This window comes from Streptomyces sp. NBC_00461 (genome assembly GCF_036013935.1).
In the GTDB taxonomy this organism is placed as follows: Bacteria; Actinomycetota; Actinomycetes; order Streptomycetales; family Streptomycetaceae; genus Streptomyces.
In genome coordinates, this window is sequence record NZ_CP107902.1 from 2,543,144 (window position 1) to 2,560,957 (window position 17,814).

Below are 17,814 nucleotides of genomic sequence, written 5' to 3' on the forward strand. Positions count from 1 at the left end.
TTTGGACAAGTTCTACTCCTTGACAACAGTGAAGTTACGTCACGGATTCCGCCTCCGCCAGCAAGGAAAGGCTCGGCTAACCTGCGGTTTTACCCTTCAACGCTCATCCGTGTATGAGGCCGCACATATGTCGACCGGGTGATGCTGAGTCCCGTCCGGCTCTGCGAAACCCCTCCGGTGGGACACATCCGCAAAGGGTTCCGCGCCCTGAGAGGCCCGCTAAGGAGCCGCCCGGAACCCTCGGAGGAGAAGCCGCGTATGGCATCGATCGCCTGCATTCCTTCTGTCCCGTCACCCGGGAACGCCGCCGACCTCCGCGAGCGGGCCCGCGGTGCACTGCTCGGCCTGGCCGTCGGGGACGCCCTCGGCGCCCCCGCGGAGAACATGAAGCCGTCCGAGATCCGCGCCCGCTGGGGCCGCATCACGGGCTACGTGACCGACCAGCCGGCCGGCACGGACGACACGGAGTACGCGATCTTCTCCGGTCTGCTGCTGGCCCGGCACGGATCCGCCCTCACCCCGGCCCATGTGGAGGCGGCCTGGCACGAGTGGATCGCGGACCGCGCGGAGGGCCCGTTCCGGGGGGCCGGCTTCAGCGAACGCGGCACCCTGGAGAACCTCCGCCGCGGCCTCGCCGTCCCCATCTCCGCCCAGCACCGCCACGCCTGGAGCGACGGCCTGGCCATGCGCGCGGCCCCCTTCGGCGTCTTCGCCGCGGGCCGCCCCGCCGAGGCGGCCCGGCTCGCGGCCGTCGACGGTTCGGTGAGCCACGACGGCGAGGGCATCTACGGCGGCCAGGCGGTCGCCGCGGGGGTGGCGGCGGCGATGGCGGGGGCGCCGCCGATCGCGGTCGTGGCCTCCGCGCTGGCCGTGATCCCGGACGACTCGTGGACGGCCCGCTCGCTGCGCCGGGCCGTGACGGTGGCCCACCGCGGCGAACGAGCGGTCCGCTCGGCGGTCGTCATCGGCGGCTACCCGTGGACCGACCTCGCTCCGGAGGCGGTCGCGCTGGCCTTCGGGGCGTACGCGGCGGCCGACGGCGACTTCAGGCAGGCCGTCCTCACCGCGGTGAACATGGGCCGGGACGCCGACACGACGGCCGCGGTGGCGGGCGCTCTGGCGGGCGCGACGCAAGGAGTCTCCGCGATCCCGGCGGAGTGGGCGACGGCGATCGGCCCGGCACGGGGCAGCTGCCTGCCGGCGATGGCAGGCCATCACGTACTGGAGGTCGCGGACCTGCTGGTGACGGGCGAGCCCGAGAAACGCGACGCGGAGACGGCCGTACGGGAACTACCGGACCCGACCGCCCTCACCCTCGCCGCGAACGGCGGGGCGGAGGCCCGCCCGTGAGACCGCCGGGTCCGTTGAACGAGGGGACATCGACCGGCACGGCCATGACGAAGCCGAACGACCCCATGACCACCGAGGTCGAGCACGCACCACAGGGGCCACCCGCAGCCGCCGACACCGAGAACCCCCGACAAGGGGAAGCCGCAGCCGCCGACGTCGAGAACCCCCCACAAGAGCCACCCGCAGCCGCCGACGTCGAGAACCCCCCACAGGGGCCACCCGCACCCGACGACGAATGTCGCACGGGTGGTGCGGGTGGGAACGAAAATGCCGAAGGCGCAGCCGAGGCCGTTCGCGCCACGCCGCCGCCGCAGGCCCGCCGCATCGAGGGCCTCCTGCTCGGCCTCGCCGCCGGCGACGCCGCCGGCTGGCCCGCCGCCCGCCACCGAGCCGCCCGTATGCCCGAGTGGACCCGCCGCCTCACCCGCGAACTCGACACCTTCGCCGAGCAGAACGCCACCACCACCCTCCCCGTCCCCATCGCCCTGAACCAGTCCCCCGAGCCGCTCCGGCTCGGCCCCTCGGACGACGCCGAGTGGGCGGCCTTCGCCGCGGAGGCCCTCCTGCGGGCCGGAGACGACACCGTCCTCGGCGACCTGAGCCGGCAACGCCGCGCCCGCGCCGCCATCGACCTCACCTGGAACGCCGTGGCCAGCGAGGTCGCCGCCGCGGCGAACCGCGCACCCGAGGTCGAGTCCGCCGTCCTCCCCCTGCGCGCCCGTATCTCCGTCCGCGCCGGCCTCGGCAACCTCGCCACCGGCCTGCGCCCGCCCGCCACCGGCCACGACAACCCCCACTACTTCGACGACGCGGCCTGCGTACGGGCCTGTGTGCTCGCCGTGGCCCACCCCGGCGCCCCCCGACTCGCCGCCGACCTCGCCGAGTTCGACGCCCGCTACACCCAGGACGGCGACGGAGTGCGCGGCGCCCGGGCGATGGCGGCGGCACTGGCGCTGGCACTGGCCGGCGAGGACGTCGGGACCTGCGTGGCAGCGGCCCTGACCGAACTCCCCGAGGCCACGGAGATCGGCCGCAACGCCCGCCACGCGCTCAAGCTGGCCGCCGACGCCGAGACGGCCTTCACACTGATCCCTCTCCTGGAACACCAGATCGTCGACCACGTCTACAGCTACGGCATCGCCGCCGCCGAAACCGTCCCGGTCGCCCTCGCCCTGGCCACCGCCTCGGGCGGAAGGATCGCGGAAGCGGTACCGGCCGCGGCCTGTCTGTCCCGCGTCGCCGACTCGGCCCCGGCGCTCGCGGGCGCCCTGACCGGCGCGCTGGGCGGCGGCGACTCGATCCCACCGTCCTGGCGGGAGGCCTGCCGTACCCTCTCCGGCTGCGCGCTCCCCCGCCTCACCGGCACCGACCTGGTGGAACTCGCCGAACTCCTGGAAGCCACGCAACCGACCCCACCAGGAGGATGATTCGGACATGACGCCTAAACAGGCAGAAAACAGCCTCGATGACCGGATCACCGGAGCGCTCGTGGGCGCGGCGGTGGGCGACGCGCTCGGCGGCCCCGTCGAGGGCTACTCCCCCGACCAGATCCTGCAGCGCCACGGCGGCCGCGTGCACGGCATCGTCGGCCCCTGGAACGGCGACGACTGGCGCACGGCGCGCCCCATCGCGCCGTACCACAAGGGCGACGGCCACGTCACCGACGACACCTTGCTGACGCATGCGCTGGTCCGGGTGTACGCGCAGGTCCGCGACCACCTGGACGCGTACGCGATCGCGGAGCACCTGGTCCCGGACCTGATGACGAAACCGCGCTGGATCCCGGAGCTGGAGACGGAGACCATCCCCCTGCACCGTGTCTTCCTCGCGGAGAAATGGCTGGTGGCGCGTCTCCACTACGGCCATGTCGACCCGCGCGAGGCGGGTGTCGGCAACATCGTCAACTGCGGTGCGGCGATGTACATGGCCCCGGTCGGCCTGGTGAACGCGGCCGCCCCGACGGCCGCCTACGCCGAGGCGATCGACATCGCGGGCGCCCACCAGTCGTCGTACGGCCGCGAGGCGGCGGGCGTCTTCGCGGCCGCGGTGGCAGCGGCGGCGGCCCCCGGAGCGACACCCGACTCGGTCGTCACCGCCGCACTGTCCCTGGCGAAGGACGGCACCCGCACGGCGATCGAGCGGGTCTGCGAAGTGGCCTTGCGCCACTCGGACTTCGAGTCCGCGCTGATTCCCCTCCGCGAGGCGGTGACCCCGTACGACACGGTGGGCCCGGACTACCGCTCCCCCTCCCTCGGGGCCCGCCGCCCGTCCCGCCTCCATTCGATCGAGGAACTCCCCGTCGCCCTGGGCATGTTGGTGGTGTCTCGCGGCGAGTACCGGCACGCGGTCCTGGGCTCGGTGAACTACGGCCGCGACTGCGACTCGATCGCGACGATGGCGGGCGCGCTCGCCGGGGCTCTGGGTTCCCAGATCCCCGAGGACTGGTCGAAGACGGTGGCGGAGGCGAGCCGTCTGGATCTGTGGGAGCCGGCGACGACGCTTGCACGGGTGACCCGGGAGATCTTCGAACGGGACGTCCAGCGCCGCAGGGCCCACGAGGCGGCGTTCACCGAGATCGGGGGTCCGAGATGCTCCGGCTGACCTGGGTGCAGCCCGAGGACCTGATCGGCCACGAGCTGAGACAGGCGGCCCTGGACGGCCGCGAGCCGTCGGCGATCGCGGCGAGATGGAGAGCCGCGGGCGGCATGCAGGCCCCCCTGCGGGCGGGCGCGTCCCCGGAACCGGCCACGCGCTACCTTCGGCTGCTCGCGAAGGACCTGCTGGACGAACTGGGGGACCTGCCAAGCTCCTTGGAAGAATGTGAGCCTACGGATCTGCGGAAGATCAAGGCCCTGTGCCCCAACTGGCCTACCGCCACCCCCACTTCGACAGCGCCCCCTTCACCGTCCCGCCTCGAAGCCGCCTGGCTCGGCCGCGCCGCGGGATGCCTCCTGGGCAAACCCGTGGAGAAACTCCCCCTGGAGGGCATCCGCGAACTGGCCCGGTCCACCGGCAACTGGCCTTTGCACACCTACTTCACAGCCCGCGGAGTCCCCGAGGACCTCGCCTCCCGATACCCCTGGAACCGCCGCTCCGCGACGACCTCCCTCGCGGAGAACATCGACGGCATGCCCGAGGACGACGACCTCAACTACCCCCTCCTCAACCTGCTGCTGCTCCAGCGTCATGGCAGAGGGTTCACCACGACCGACGTGGCGGAGCTGTGGCTGTCCGAACTCCCGGCGGGCCGCACGTTCACCGCCGAACGCGTCGCCTACCGCAATCTCCTCCTCGGCCTGGAACCGCCGCGCACGGCACGTCACCGCAACCCGTTCCGCGAATGGATCGGCGCCCTCATCCGTGCCGACGTCCACGGCTGGACCAACCCCGGCGACCCGGCGGCCGCGGCACAGCAGGCCCACCGGGACGCCACCCTCACCCACACCGCGAACGGCGTCTACGCGGCGATGTTCACGGCCGCCACCATCGCCGCCGCGGCGACCGGTGACCAGGACGTCCACGGCTGCCTCCGCACCGGCCTGACGGTGATCCCGCCCGGCTCCCGCCTGGCCAGGGCCGTTCGTCACGCCGTCCGCCTCGCCGAGGAACACACCGACTTCGACACCGTCGTCGACGAACTCCACACCGCCCATGCCGCCACCCACCACTGGGTCCACGCCGTCCCCAACACCGCCCTCATCGCCGCCGCCCTCACCCACGCGGACGGCGACTTCCCCGGCTCCATCTGCCGTGCCGTGTCCGGGGGCTGGGACACCGACTCCAACGGCGCCACCGCCGGCGGCATCGCCGCCCTCCTCGCCGGCTCCCCCTCCGCCCTCCCCGACCGCTGGACAACCCCCTTGAAAAACCGGCTGACCACCTCCGTCGGCGACTTCAACGGCATCGGCTTCGACGCCCTGGCCCATCTCACCCACCGGGAGGCATCCCGACCATGACCCACATCGTCGTACTGGGCAGCACGAACATGGACCTCGTCGCCTACGTCGAGAAGGCCCCGCAGCTCGGCGAGACCGTCACGGGACGGGAGTTCCGTACGGTCCCCGGCGGCAAGGGCGCCAACCAGGCGATCGCCGCGGCCCGCGCGGGCGCCACCGTCTCGATGATCGGCGCGGTCGGAAACGACGCCTTCGGCACCCGCCTGCGCTCCACGCTCGACCACTCGGGCGTCGGCACGGACCACCTCCGCACCGTCGAGGCACACTCCGGCACCGCCCACATCGTCGTGGACGACGAAGGCGGCAACGCCATCGTCGTGATCCCCGGCGCCAACGGCACCGTCGACCACCTCGTCCCCGGCGACGAAGGCCTCATCGCCTCCGCCGACGCCCTGCTCCTCCAACTGGAGATCCCCATGGCCGCGGTGGTGGCGGGCGCGCGCACCGCCCGCGCCCACGGCGTCCGTACGATCCTCACCCCGGCCCCCGCCCGGCCGCTGCCGCCCGAACTCATGGCCGCCACCGACCTGTTGGTGCCCAACGAGCACGAGGCAGCGACGCTGACCGGTCTCACCGACCCGCGCGGCGCGGCCGCGTCCCTGCTCGACCAGGTGCCGGAGGTGGTCGTCACCCTCGGCTCGGCGGGCAGCCTCTACGCGGCCCGAGGCAGCGACCCGCTCACCGTCCCGGCGCCCCGGGTCACGGCCGTGGACTCGACAGGTGCGGGCGACACGTTCGTCGGCGCGCTCGCCGTGGCCCTCGGCGAGGGGCGGCCGATGGCCGAGGCACTGGCCTGGGCGGGAGCGGCCGCGGCACTCTCCGTGCAGCGCCCTGGAGCGTCGGCGTCGATGCCGTACCGCCCCGAGATCGAGACGCGGTTCACGTCATGAACCAAGCCCCGCTCACCGGCCTGCGCGTCCTCGACCTCGCCACCCTCTTCGCCGGGCCGCTCGCCGCCACGATGCTCGGCGACTTCGGCGCCGAGGTCATCAAGGTGGAACACCCGGCCAAGCCGGACCCCTCCCGCGGCCACGGCCCGTCGAAGGACGGCGTCGGCCTCTGGTGGAAGCTCCTCGGCCGCAACAAGCAGACCATCACCCTCGACCTCTCCAAGCCGGGCGGCCGCGCCACCCTCCTGCGCCTCGCGGCCACCGCCGACGTCGTCATCGAGAACTTCCGCCCCGGCACGCTGGAGAAGTGGGACCTGAGCTGGGCCGAGCTGTCCGCGGCCAACCCCCGTCTGGTCCTCACCCGGGTCACCGCCTTCGGCCAGTTCGGCCCCTACGCGCACCGCCCCGGCTTCGGCACCCTGGCCGAGGCGATGAGCGGCTTCGCTGCGATCACCGGCGAACCGGACGCACCCCCGACGCTCCCGCCCTTCGGCCTCGCCGACTCCATCGCGGGCCTGGCCACGGCGTACGCCGTCATGACCGCGCTCGCCGCCCGGGACCGCACCGGAGAGGGCCAGGTCGTCGACATGGCGATCATCGAGCCGATCCTGACCGCCCTCGGCCCCCAGCCGATCTGGTACGACCAGCTCGGCCACGTCCAGCCGCGCACGGGCAACCGCTCCCAGAACAACGCCCCGCGCGGCACCTACCTCACCGCCGACGGCGCCTGGGTCGCCGTCTCGACCTCCGCGCAGTCGATCGCGGAACGCGTGATGCACCTGGTGGGCCGCCCGGAGCTGATCGACGAACCGTGGTTCGCGACGGGCGCCGACCGCGCCCGGCACGCCGACGTCCTGGACGAGGCGGTCGGCACCTGGATCGCCGAGCGCACCCGCACCGAAGTCCTGGCCGCCTTCGAGAAGGCGGAGGCGGCGGTGGCCCCGATCCAGGACGTACGGGACGTGATGACGGACCCCCAGTACGCGGCCCTGGACACGATCACGACCGTCGACGACCCCGACCTGGGCCCCCTGCGCATGCAGAACGTCCTCTTCCGGCTCTCCGCCACCCCCGGAGCGATCCGCTGGGCAGGCCGCCCGCACGGTGCGGACACGGACCGGATCCTGACCGCACTCGGCCTGACCCCGGCTGAGCTGACGGCCCTGCGCGAGGAGGGCGCCGTATGACCACGCCCCCGCTCACCTGGCTCTACGCCCCCGGCGACCGCCCGTATGTCGTCGCCAAGGCGCTGGCGGCCGGCGCCGACGTCGTCGTGATCGACCTGGAGGACGCGGTCGCCCCGGACCGCAAGGAGTACGCCCGCGCGGCCACCGCCGAACTCCTCTCCCACCCGCAGCCGGTCCCGGTCCACGTCCGTGTGAACGCCCTGGACGGGCCGCTGGCTCCGTGGGACCTGGAGGCGGTGGCCGCGCTGCCCGGGCTCGCGGGTCTGCGGCTGCCGAAGGTGACGACGCCTGAGCAGATCATCCGCACCGCGGAACGGTCCGCTCCGGCAGCCGGAGGCGCCCCCGCCCTGTACGCGCTCCTGGAATCCGCACTGGCCGTCGAGCACGCCTACGCCATCGCGTCCGCCCACCCCTGCCTCCGCGGCATCGCCCTCGGCGAATCGGACCTACGGGCCGACCTGGGCGTACGCGAGGACGCGGGCCTCGACTGGTCCCGCTCCCGCGTCGTCGGCGCCGCACGGGCGGCGGGCCTGCCCCCGTCCCCCCAGTCGGTCCACCCGGACATCCGCGACCTGGAGGGCCTGGCGTCCTCCTGCGCCCGCGGCCGCGCCCTCGGCTTCCTCGGCCGCGCGGCCATCCATCCGCGCCAGCTCCCCATCATCGAACGGGCCTATCTGCCCACGGCGAGAGAGGTCGAGGAGGCCGAGACGATCGTCAAGGCGGCGACGGCGCAGCAGGGCGCGCAGGCCCTTCCGGACGGACGGTTCATCGACGCGGCGGTGGTGGCGGCAGCGCAACGCACGCTGTCCCTCTCCCGCCGCAACCACAGCTGAGGGCGCCCGCGAAAACCGCGGGCGCCCTCAGCTGTGATGATCGACCAACGGCCAACCGGTCAGCTCTTCTTGGCCGACTCGGCGCCGTCCTTCGTCTCTTCCTCGGCGTCATCGGGTTCTTCGACGTCGTCGGCGGAGTTCTTCACGCCCGTCTTCGGCTCCGAAGAGTCCGCCTCGTCCTTCTCGACGGCCTCACCGTCGGACTCGTCCTCCGCGGCAGCCGGCTCGACCTCGGTCTCCCGGCCCGGCCGCTTCTTCGACGACACCACGATGTACACCACTGCGAGCAGGAACACGATCAGCGCGGTCCAGTCGTTCAGCCGCAGACCCAGGATGTGGTGGGCGTCGTCGACACGCATGTACTCGATCCACGCCCGGCCCACGCAGTACGCGGCGACGTACAGCGCGAAGGCCCGCCCGTGTCCCAGCTTGAAGCGGCGGTCGGCCCAGATGACCAGCAGGGCGACGCCGACGCACCACAGGGACTCGTAGAGGAACGTCGGGTGGTAGTACCCGGGCACTCGGCCGTCCGCCGAGGACGTGATGTGCAGCGCCCAGGGGACGTTCGTCTCCTTGCCGTACAGCTCCTGGTTGAACCAGTTGCCCCAGCGGCCGATCGCCTGGGCGAAGGCGATGCCGGGTGCGACGGCGTCGGCGTAGGCGGGCAGCGGGATGCCCCGGCGGCGGCAGCCGATCCAGGCGCCCAGCGCACCGAGCGCGATCGCGCCCCAGATGCCGAGACCGCCCTGCCACACCTTGAAGGCGTCCACCCAGTCACGGCCCTCGCTGAAGTACAGCTCGTAGTCCGTGATCACGTGGTAGAGCCGGCCACCGACGAGGCCGAACGGCACCGCCCAGACCGCGATGTCGGCCACCGTGCCGGCCCGCCCGCCGCGGGCGATCCAGCGCTTGTTGGCGAGCCAGACCGCGACGAAGACGCCGATGATGATGCAGAACGCGTAGCCGCGCAGCGGAATGGGGCCGAGATACAGCACCCCGTGCGACGGGCTCGGAATGTAGGCAAGTTCTTCCATGGCAGGGTCGACGCTACCGTGCCGGACCGGGCCGACGGCAGGCAGCCCGGCTACGGGTCCATAACGGGCGGGTGTGAAACCGCCTTACCCCTTGTTCGCCTCCTGCACCATCTGCTTCAGCTTGGCCGGTGTCATCGTCTGGTCCTGGTAGATGTTCTTGCCCCCGAGCAGCACGGTCGGCGTCCCGGAGAATCCGCCGGACTTGAAGGCGGCGTTCGACTTGTCGACCCAGCTGTCGTGCTTGCCTTCGTTGACGCACTGGCGGAAGGCGGCCGTGTCGAGGCCCTTGACCTTGCCCGCCAGCTCGATCAGCTTGCCGTTGTTGCCGAAGGTGTCGACGGTCTCCTTGGGCTGGTTGTCGTAGAGCACGTCGTGGTAGGCGGAGAACTTTCCGGCGTCCTGCGCGCAGGCGGCGGCATTGCCCGCGCGGAGGGAGCCGGTGCCGCCGAGGTTGCCGTCGATCAGCCTGACCAGGTGGTACTCGGCTCTGAGCAGGCCGGAGTCGGTCAGCTCGTGGATCGTCGGCCGATACGCCGCCTCGAAGGCCTGGCAGGCAGGGCAGCGGAAGTCCTCCCAGACCGTGAGCGTCGACTTGGCGCCGTCCTTGCCCACCGGAATCGCGAGGCCGTCCTTGCCCTGCGCCCCGGAGGGCGCCACGGCCGGGCCCGACGCCTTGTCGTCCTTGCCCGCGTTCGCGGCGAGCACGCCGATCACCGCGGCGAGTCCCAGCACGCAGACGACGCTCGTACCGATGATCAGCGTCCGCCGTCGCTTGTCCGCGGTCTTCTGCTTCTCACGCTCGACCGCCAGCCGATCCCGGGCGGTGCGCTTTCCCTCACGGTTCTTCTCGCTCACACCCCCAGAACGAACCGGGGAGGCGCATTGCGCCTCCCCGGTTCCAGATCCACCCGTTCGGAGGATCCGGGTGACATCAACTGCCCGGCTACGCCTGCCCGCGCACGCCCTTGGCGAGCTCACCGGCGAGCGCGCGGACGGCCTCGACGCCGGCCGCGTCGTCCGGCGCGTCCAGCATCCGCTTCACGAAGGCCGAGCCGACGATCACGCCGTCGGCGAAGCCCGCGACCTCGGCGGCCTGCCTGGCATCGGAGACACCGAGACCGACGCACACGGGCAGGTCCGCGCCGGCGGCCCTGGTGCGCTCCACCAGGTCCTGCGCCTGCGCGCCCACCGACTCGCGGGTACCGGTGACGCCCATCAGCGAGGCGGCGTACACGAAGCCGCTGCCCGCCGCGGTGATCTGGGCGAGTCGTGCGTCCTGGCTGCTGGGCGCGACCACGAAGACCGTGGCGAGGCCGTGCTTGACGGCGTGCTCCCTCCACAGCGCCGACTCCTGCACCGGCAGGTCGGGCAGGATGCAGCCCGCGCCGCCCGCCTCGGCGAGTTCGGCCGTGAAGCGCTCGACGCCGTAGCGGTCGATGGGGTTCCAGTACGTCATGACGAGGATCGGCTTGCCGGTGGCCTCGTAGGCCTCCTTGACCGTGCGCATGACGTGCGCGATCTTGACGCCGCCGCGCAGCGCGATGTCGTCGGCGGTCTGGATGACCGGGCCGTCGAGGACGGGGTCACTGTGCGGCAGACCGACCTCCACGACGTCCGCCCCGCCGTCGAGGACGGCCTTGATCGCCTCGATGCCGCCGTCCACGGTCGGGAACCCGGCCGGGAGGTAGGCGATGAGGGCGGAGCGCCCCTCGGCCCTGGCACCGGCGAGGGTGTCCGTCAGCAGCTGGATGTTCCCGCTCACTTGGCGTCCCCCTCGATCTCGGCGAGGTCGGCGGCGTCGGCCGCGACCTCGGCGTCGGTGTCGTACAGGCCGAAGTAACGAGCGGCCGTGTCCATGTCCTTGTCGCCGCGGCCGGACAGGTTGACGACGATGAGGCCGTCCTTGCCCAGCTCCCTGCCGACCTCCAGCGCACCCGCCAGGGCGTGTGCGCTCTCGATCGCCGGGATGATGCCCTCGGTGCGCGAGAGCAGGCGCAGGGCCTGCATCGCCGCGTCGTCGGTGACCGCGCGGTACTCGCCGCGGCCGCTGTCCTTGAGGTAGGAGTGCTCCGGGCCGATGCCCGGGTAGTCCAGACCGGCCGAGATCGAGTACGGCTCGGTGATCTGGCCCTCGTCGTCCTGGAGGACGTAGGACCGGGAGCCGTGCAGGATGCCGGGCTCGCCCGCGGTCAGCGTGGCCGCGTGCTCGCCGGTCTCGACGCCGTGACCGGCGGGCTCGCAGCCGATGAGGCGTACGTCGGCGTCCGGGATGAACGCGTGGAAGAGGCCGATGGCGTTCGAACCGCCGCCGACGCAGGCGACCGCGGCGTCCGGGAGGCGGCCGGCGCGCTCCAGGATCTGGCGCCTGGCCTCCACGCCGATGACGCGGTGGAAGTCGCGGACCATGGCCGGGAAGGGGTGCGGGCCGGCGACCGTACCGAAGAGGTAGTGGGTGCGGTCGACGTTGGCGACCCAGTCGCGGAAGGCCTCGTTGATGGCGTCCTTGAGCGTACGGCTGCCGGACTTCACGGCGATGACCTCGGCGCCGAGCATGCGCATGCGGGCCACGTTCAGGGCCTGGCGCTGGGTGTCGATCTCGCCCATGTAGATCGTGCACTCAAGGCCGAAGAGGGCACAGGCGGTCGCGGTGGCGACGCCGTGCTGGCCGGCGCCGGTCTCGGCGATCACGCGGGTCTTGCCCATGCGCCTGGTGAGCAGCGCCTGGCCGAGCACGTTGTTGATCTTGTGGGAGCCGGTGTGGTTGAGGTCTTCCCGCTTCAGGAAGATCCGGGCGCCGCCGGCGTGCTCGGCGAACCTCGGCACCTCGGTCAGGGAGCTGGGGCGGCCGGTGTAGTGGACCAGCAGGTCGTCGAGTTCGCGGGCGAACTCGGGATCGTGCTTGGCCTTGTCGTACTCGACGGCGACCTCGTCCACGGCGGCGACGAGGGCCTCCGGGATGAACTTGCCGCCGTACGCCCCGAAGTAGCCTTCGGGACTGGGGACTTGACCCTCGGGGTCGGGGATGAAGAACTCGCTGGGCATGACTGAACCTCACGGTGAGTTTGGGAAATACCTAATCGCCGTGGGGGCGGGGCTCGTTAGACGGCGAAAGGCCGTCTGTGGCTTGTCGCGCAGTTCCCCGCGCCCCTAAAGGGCGCGCTGCCATCGGCGGCCGTTTACCTGCCCCGGTTCGTCTCCGATGACGTACCTGACCCTACGACCGTGTACGCGGCGTGCCGGGGCGCGGCAGCCACGGGGGCGGCAGCCGCGCGCGAGGCGGGCGTACCGGTCCACGGTCGTCATGGTGAGGGTCATCGGGGTAAGCCTAGCGGGTGATCAGCTGCGGCCGTGCCGGAGTGCGGGGTGCTCGGCCGCTGCCACCAGGTCCGACACCGCCGACCTGGGGTCGCGGCCGGTGACCAGGGACTCGCCGACCAGGACCGCGTCCGCGCCGGCGTTGGCGTAGGCGATGAGGTCGTGCGGGCCGCGGACGCCGGACTCGGCGATCTTGACGATGTGTGCGGGGATCTCGGGGGCGACGCGCTCGAAGGTGCCCCGGTCGACCTCCAGGGTCTTGAGGTTGCGTGCGTTGATGCCGATCACCTTCGCGCCCGCGTCGACCGCGCGCTCGACCTCGTCCTCGTCGTGGACCTCGACGAGCGGGGTGAGGCCGATGGAGACGGCACGCTCGATCAGTGACTCCAGGGCCGGCTGGTCGAGGGCGGCGACGATGAGCAGCACGAGGTCGGCGCCGTACGCCCGGGCCTCCCACAGCTGGTACGAGGTGACGATGAAGTCCTTGCGCAGGACCGGGATGTCGACCCGCGCGCGCACCGCCTCCAGGTCGGCCAGCGAGCCGCCGAAGCGGCGCTCCTCGGTGAGGACGGAGATGACGGCCGCGCCGCCCGCCTCGTAGTCCGCGGCGAGTCCGGCCGGGTCGGCGATCGCGGCCAGCGCGCCCTTGGAGGGGCTGGAACGCTTGACCTCGCAGATGACCTTGACGCCGTCGCCGCGCAGTGCGGCCAGTCCGTCCTTGGCGGCGGGAGCCTTCGCCGCGCGCTCCTTGAGCTCGTCGAGGCTGACGCGCGCCTGCCGCTCCGCGAGGTCGGCACGGACTCCGTCGATGATCTCGTCGAGCACACTCACGCGAGCGGCCCCCTTCCAGACGGTTGACTGTTCAAGCGGTTGACCTTCGGTTAAAACCGATGGTCACTGCGATGGTATCCGGAGGAAGGCTTAGGCCTCACATCCGGTTGACGCCACTCCCTCTACCTGGACTTTCACCCATTGATCAAGGATGCAGCCAGCCACCGAACGGCGAGTTCCGGACAACCGTGAAGACCAGCAGCAACGTCCCCAGCGTCCACAGGTGCACCCGCCCGAGGTCGAGGCGCAGCGGCCGTCCGCGCACCGAGCGCACCACCCATACGGTCCACAGCGCGGCGACGCCCAGATAGCCGATCACGGCCAGGGCGTTGTCCTGGAGTGCGGCCAGGAAGTCCCCGTGGACGAACGAGTAGGCGCTGCGCAGGCCGCCGCAGCCGGGGCAGTAGACGCCGGTGAACCGGTAGAGCGGGCAGACGGGGTAGTGGCCGGGCTGGTTGGGGTCCACGGTGCCCACGTAGGCGAAGGCCCCGGCGACGGCCGCGAGCACCCCGGCGGGGACGGCCAGTCTCGCCGCCACCGTCGAAGGGACGCCGGACGGCGTCACAGGCTGGCCCTCGGCGTTCACACCTCGCATTGTCCCCCCGATCGCACGCCACGCACGCGTGAGGGGCGATCCGGCCACCGGATCGCCCCTCATCAGTCGTACGCGCTCAGCTCTTGGCGTGCGCCGCCTGGCTCTGCGCCAGCGCGTCCTGGAACGTCTCGTGCGCGTCCTTCTCCTGGCCGAGGCCCATCGCGCTCATGATCCAGCCGACGATGCCGCCGACGACCACGATCGCCATGCCGGCCCAGAAGCCCACGGGCTCGGCCATCACCATGAAGGCACCCGAGACGCAGAAACCGATGAAGGCGATCGTGACACCGGTCCAGGCGGCCGGGGTGTGACCGTGGCTGCTGCCCGCCATGACTTGCTCCTCGTTGCTGTGTACGTGTGTGAGCCGGACGCTCAACGGACATTGTCCCGCACGCGTACGCGTGCGCTGCTCGGGGGTCGCCCCTCGCGCGTCGGCGCCCCTAGAGGTGGTACCTACGCGCTGGTGGGGTCCTCGCCGCGGTCGAGTGCCTTCCAGATGTCCTCGGGGCGGTCGGGGTCGACGGCCGCGGCCCTGCGGCGGGTTTTGGGGGCGCCTCCGCGTTCGTAGCGGCCGGACATCGCGGGCCACTGGCGGCCGTAGCGCAGGGCGAGCAGGCCGGCGACGAGGAGCAGGGCGCCGCCCGCGGCCGCGACGTACGGCCAGGCGGTGTGGCTCAGGGCGTGCACGGTGGCCGAGGTGTCGCCCGCGGCCTGCGCGGCCTTCTCGTCCAGCGCGGAACTGTCGGAGACGCCCAGCAGGGCGGCGGCGACGGTACCGGCGCCGGAGAGCGCGAGCAGGGCCGAGACCAGCAGTCGTCCGGCCCTGCGGACGGCGAAGACGGCGACGAGCGCGGCGAGGCCCACTATGGCGAGCGCCGCGGGGACGCCGGTGACGTCGCTGCCCTTGGCGGCCAGGGAGAAGGGCGCGCCGGCCACCGTCGCGGTCCCCTCGGACCAGCGCTGACGGGTGGCCAGCAGCGCCACGGCCGCGCCGAGCGCACCGCACAGCAGGGCAAGGGCGAGACTCCGGCGGCCGGCCCGGGAGGGGCCGTCGGCTTCGGAACGGGGGTGAGGAGCAGCAGTCACGTACTCCACTATCGCCCGAACCCCGGGTGAACCGTCACCCGGGGTTCACGTGAGAAGCACCCCACTGCGCGGGAATGTGCCCTATTCGCCCAGTCTGTTCGCGGTGTGGACCGCGCGCAGGACCGCCGCCGCCTTGTTGCGGCACTCCTGGTCCTCGGCGACCGGGTCGGAGTCGGCGACGATGCCGGCGCCCGCCTGGACGTATGCCGTGCCGTCCCGGAGCAGGGCCGTGCGGATGGCGATGGCGGTGTCGGAGTCGCCGGCGAAGTCGAGGTAGCCGACGCAGCCGCCGTACAACCCGCGCCGGGACGGCTCGAGTTCGTCGATGATCTGCATCGCTCGCGGCTTGGGGGCGCCGGAGAGGGTGCCGGCCGGGAAGCAGGCCGTCAGGACGTCGAAGGCCGTGCGGCCGGCGGCGACCTTGCCGGTGACCGTCGAGACGATGTGCATCACGTGCGAGTACCGCTCGACGGACATGAAGTCGACGACCTCCACCGAACCTGGCTCGCAGACCCGTCCGAGGTCGTTGCGGCCGAGGTCGACCAGCATGAGGTGCTCGGCGCGCTCTTTCGGGTCGGCGAGCAGTTCGTCGGCGAGGGCCTGGTCCTCCTGCGGGGTGGCCCCGCGATGCCGGGTGCCGGCGATGGGGTGGACCATCGCCTGTCCGTCCTCGACCTTCACCAGGGCCTCGGGGGACGAGCCCACGACGTCGAAGCCGTCGAAGCGGAACAGGTACATGTACGGCGAGGGGTTCGTCGCCCTGAGGACCCGGTAGACGTCCAACGCGCTTGCCGTGCACGGTGTTTCGAAGCGCTGGGAGGGGACCACCTGGAAGGCCTCCCCGGCGCGGATGCGCTCCTTGACGTCCTCGACGGCCGCCTGGAAGTCGGGGCCGCCCCAGAGCGCGGTGTACTCGGGGAGTTCCGAGGGCGGGAGGACGGCCGGGGGCTGGGCGACCGGACGCGAGAGGTCGGCCTCCATGGCGTCCAGGCGGGCCACGGCGTCCGCGTGGGCCTCGTCGACGCCCGTGTCGAGGTCGTTGTGATTGATCGCGTTGGCGATCAGCAGGACCGAGCCCTCCCAGTGGTCCATGACGGCGAGGTCGCTGGTGAGCAGCATGGTCAGCTCGGGCAGCTTCAGGTCGTCCCGCTCCCCCGGGCCGATCTTCTCCAGGCGGCGCACGATGTCGTAGCCGAGGTAGCCGACCATGCCGCCGGTGAAGGGCGGCAGGCCCTCCTGGTGCGGGGTGTGCAGGGCCTCGATGGTGGCGCGCAGCGCGGCGAGCGGGTCGCCGTCCTCGGGAACGCCGACCGGCGGGGTGCCGACCCAGTGGGCCTGGCCGTCCTGCGCGGTCAGGGTGGCCGCGGAGCGCACGCCCACGAAGGAGTAGCGGGACCACTGAAACGCCGTGCGGCCGTTCTCCGCGGACTCCAGCAGGAAGGTGCCGGGGCGCTCGGCGGCGAGCTTGCGGTAGAGCGCGACCGGGGTGTCGCCGTCGGCGAGGAGCTTGCGGGTGACCGGGATGACACGACGGTCGGTGGCCAGCTTGCGGAACGTCTCGAGATCCATGGCGGCTGACCTTACTGATCCTGCGCCGGTACGCCGGAATCGGCGTCCTTGAGGAGCACGTCGACGTCGAAACAGGTGCGCGCGCCTGTGTGGCAGGCGGCGCCCACCTGGTCGACCTTGACCAGCACGGTGTCCGCGTCGCAGTCCAGCGCGACGGACTTGACCCACTGGAAGTGGCCGGAGGTGTCGCCCTTGACCCAGTACTCCCCGCGGCTGCGCGACCAGTAGGTGCAGCGGCCGGTGGTGAGGGTGCGGTGCAGCGCCTCGTCGTCCATCCAGCCGAGCATGAGCACCTCTCCGGTGTCGTACTGCTGGGCGATCGCTGGGACTAGCCCGTCGGCGCTGCGCTTGAGGCGCGCGGCGAGGTCCGGGGCGAGGCTGCTGGGCCGGGGCGTGCTGCTCATGGGTGCCATTGTGCCGCGCGCCACTGACAGTGACGGAGGGGTGTCCACTGGGCGGACCCCCTGGGCAGTCGTAGGCTGGCTGGCATGTCGACTTTCGCCAAGCGTGAACGACTTCTCCTGGCCGACCTGTTGGAGGCCGAGGGCCCGGACGCCCCGACCCTCTGCACGGACTGGCAGACCCGTGATCTCGCCGCGCACGTGGTGGTGCGCGAGCGCCGCCCCGATGCCGCCGGCGGCATCCTGATCAAACCGCTCGCGCCGCGCCTGGAGCGGGTGATGGCCGAGTTCACCGCGAAGCCCTACGAGGAGCTGATTCAGCTGATCCGTACGGGTCCCCCGCGCTTCTCGCCCTTCCAGCTCAAGCAGGTCGACGAGATGTCGAACACGGTGGAGTTCTACGTCCACACGGAGGACGTCCGCCGCGCGCAGCCGGACTGGACGCCGCGCGAGCTGGACCAGGTGTTCCAGGACACCCTGTGGTCCCGCCTGGAGCGCTCGGCCCGCCTCATGGGCCGCAGCGCCCCGACGGGCCTGGTGCTGCGCCGCCCGGACGGGCAGACGGCGGTCGCCCACCGCGGGACACCGGTGGTGACGGTGACCGGCGAGCCGTCCGAACTGCTCCTGTTCTCCTACGGCCGGCAGAGCGCCGCCACGGTGGAACTGGACGGCGACAAGGACGCGGTCGCGAAGCTGCACGAGGCCAAGCAGCTGGGCATCTGACGGCTCGCGATCGACCGAGGTGACGCGCGCCGAGAGCTGAAGCC

General features: G+C 72.1%; 19 protein-coding genes. 8 read left to right on the forward strand and 11 right to left on the reverse strand.

The genetic code is table 11. The features are described 5' to 3' along the window. Nucleotides 1–258: 258 nt before the first annotated feature. The 7 genes from OG870_RS12140 to OG870_RS12170 are packed head-to-tail and all read left to right on the forward strand — an operon-like array spanning nt 259 to nt 8,216. Nucleotides 259–1,350, forward strand: a complete 1,092-nt coding sequence (locus tag OG870_RS12140; RefSeq protein WP_266512559.1) for an ADP-ribosylglycohydrolase family protein — start codon at nt 259–261, stop codon at nt 1,348–1,350. 44 nt (nt 1,351–1,394) lie between these two features. After that, nucleotides 1,395–2,777, forward strand: coding sequence for an ADP-ribosylglycohydrolase family protein (locus OG870_RS12145; protein WP_266585395.1), 1,383 nt, complete (start codon nt 1,395–1,397; stop codon nt 2,775–2,777). A 7-nt stretch (nt 2,778–2,784) separates the two neighbouring features. Beyond that, nucleotides 2,785–3,951, forward strand: coding sequence for an ADP-ribosylglycohydrolase family protein (locus tag OG870_RS12150; RefSeq protein ID WP_266585393.1), 1,167 nt, complete (start codon nt 2,785–2,787; stop codon nt 3,949–3,951). Then, complete coding sequence (locus OG870_RS12155) at nt 3,939–5,306, forward strand: ADP-ribosylglycohydrolase family protein (RefSeq protein ID WP_266585391.1); 1,368 nt, start codon at nt 3,939–3,941, stop codon at nt 5,304–5,306. The genes OG870_RS12150 and OG870_RS12155 overlap by 13 nt, the downstream gene beginning before the upstream one ends. Beyond that, entirely contained in the window at nt 5,303–6,196 is an 894-nt protein-coding gene (gene rbsK / locus OG870_RS12160; protein WP_266585389.1) for a ribokinase, read from the forward strand. The genes OG870_RS12155 and rbsK overlap by 4 nt, the downstream gene beginning before the upstream one ends. Beyond that, the gene (locus tag OG870_RS12165; protein WP_266512574.1) at nt 6,193–7,383 is read left to right on the forward strand and encodes a CaiB/BaiF CoA transferase family protein; all 1,191 of its coding nucleotides are present in this window, start codon (nt 6,193–6,195) and stop codon (nt 7,381–7,383) included. The genes rbsK and OG870_RS12165 overlap by 4 nt, the downstream gene beginning before the upstream one ends. Further along, nucleotides 7,380–8,216, forward strand: a complete 837-nt coding sequence (locus tag OG870_RS12170) for an HpcH/HpaI aldolase/citrate lyase family protein (RefSeq protein ID WP_266585387.1) — start codon at nt 7,380–7,382, stop codon at nt 8,214–8,216. The genes OG870_RS12165 and OG870_RS12170 overlap by 4 nt, the downstream gene beginning before the upstream one ends. Nucleotides 8,217–8,275: 59 nt before the next feature. Here the strand turns inward: OG870_RS12170 and lgt are convergent, their stop codons facing one another. The 11 genes from lgt to hisI form a co-directional block, all read right to left on the reverse strand. Beyond that, nucleotides 8,276–9,250 carry a prolipoprotein diacylglyceryl transferase gene (gene lgt, locus OG870_RS12175; protein WP_266512578.1) on the reverse strand — a complete coding sequence of 325 codons (975 nt, stop codon included), beginning with the start codon at nt 9,248–9,250 and terminating at the stop codon, nt 8,276–8,278. Between the two features lie 84 nt (nt 9,251–9,334). After that, nucleotides 9,335–10,105, reverse strand: coding sequence for a DsbA family protein (locus OG870_RS12180; protein ID WP_266512581.1), 771 nt, complete (start codon nt 10,103–10,105; stop codon nt 9,335–9,337). An 88-nt stretch (nt 10,106–10,193) separates the two neighbouring features. Further along, on the reverse strand, nt 10,194–11,012 hold the full coding sequence (gene trpA, locus OG870_RS12185) for a tryptophan synthase subunit alpha (RefSeq protein WP_266512584.1): 819 nt from the start codon (nt 11,010–11,012) through the stop codon (nt 10,194–10,196). Continuing rightward, complete coding sequence (gene trpB, locus OG870_RS12190; RefSeq protein WP_266512587.1) at nt 11,009–12,292, reverse strand: tryptophan synthase subunit beta; 1,284 nt, start codon at nt 12,290–12,292, stop codon at nt 11,009–11,011. The genes trpA and trpB overlap by 4 nt, the downstream gene beginning before the upstream one ends. 105 nt (nt 12,293–12,397) lie before the next feature. Then, nucleotides 12,398–12,565: a tryptophan biosynthesis modulator TrpM gene (trpM, locus tag OG870_RS48145; protein ID WP_249834740.1), complete on the reverse strand. Its 168-nt coding sequence runs from the start codon at nt 12,563–12,565 to the stop codon at nt 12,398–12,400. Nucleotides 12,566–12,586: 21 nt separating this feature from the next. After that, complete coding sequence (gene trpC, locus OG870_RS12195; protein WP_266585386.1) at nt 12,587–13,396, reverse strand: indole-3-glycerol phosphate synthase TrpC; 810 nt, start codon at nt 13,394–13,396, stop codon at nt 12,587–12,589. A 145-nt stretch (nt 13,397–13,541) separates the two neighbouring features. Continuing rightward, on the reverse strand, nt 13,542–13,991 hold the full coding sequence (locus OG870_RS12200) for a DUF2752 domain-containing protein (protein WP_266585384.1): 450 nt from the start codon (nt 13,989–13,991) through the stop codon (nt 13,542–13,544). Between the two features lie 76 nt (nt 13,992–14,067). Further along, entirely contained in the window at nt 14,068–14,322 is a 255-nt protein-coding gene (locus tag OG870_RS12205; protein WP_266512595.1) for an HGxxPAAW family protein, read from the reverse strand. A 122-nt stretch (nt 14,323–14,444) separates the two neighbouring features. Further along, complete coding sequence (locus tag OG870_RS12210; protein ID WP_266512601.1) at nt 14,445–15,086, reverse strand: TIGR02234 family membrane protein; 642 nt, start codon at nt 15,084–15,086, stop codon at nt 14,445–14,447. Between the two features lie 72 nt (nt 15,087–15,158). After that, complete coding sequence (locus tag OG870_RS12215) at nt 15,159–16,646, reverse strand: anthranilate synthase component I (RefSeq protein ID WP_266512603.1); 1,488 nt, start codon at nt 16,644–16,646, stop codon at nt 15,159–15,161. A gap of 11 nt (nt 16,647–16,657) precedes the next feature. After that, nucleotides 16,658–17,050 carry a phosphoribosyl-AMP cyclohydrolase gene (gene hisI / locus OG870_RS12220; RefSeq protein WP_266512605.1) on the reverse strand — a complete coding sequence of 131 codons (393 nt, stop codon included), beginning with the start codon at nt 17,048–17,050 and terminating at the stop codon, nt 16,658–16,660. Nucleotides 17,051–17,134: 84 nt separating this feature from the next. Between hisI and OG870_RS12225 the strand changes: the two genes are divergently transcribed. After that, nucleotides 17,135–17,770 (forward strand): TIGR03085 family metal-binding protein, encoded by a 636-nt coding sequence (locus tag OG870_RS12225; protein ID WP_266512608.1) that lies wholly within the window; start codon nt 17,135–17,137, stop codon nt 17,768–17,770. Nucleotides 17,771–17,814: the final 44 nt, after the last annotated feature.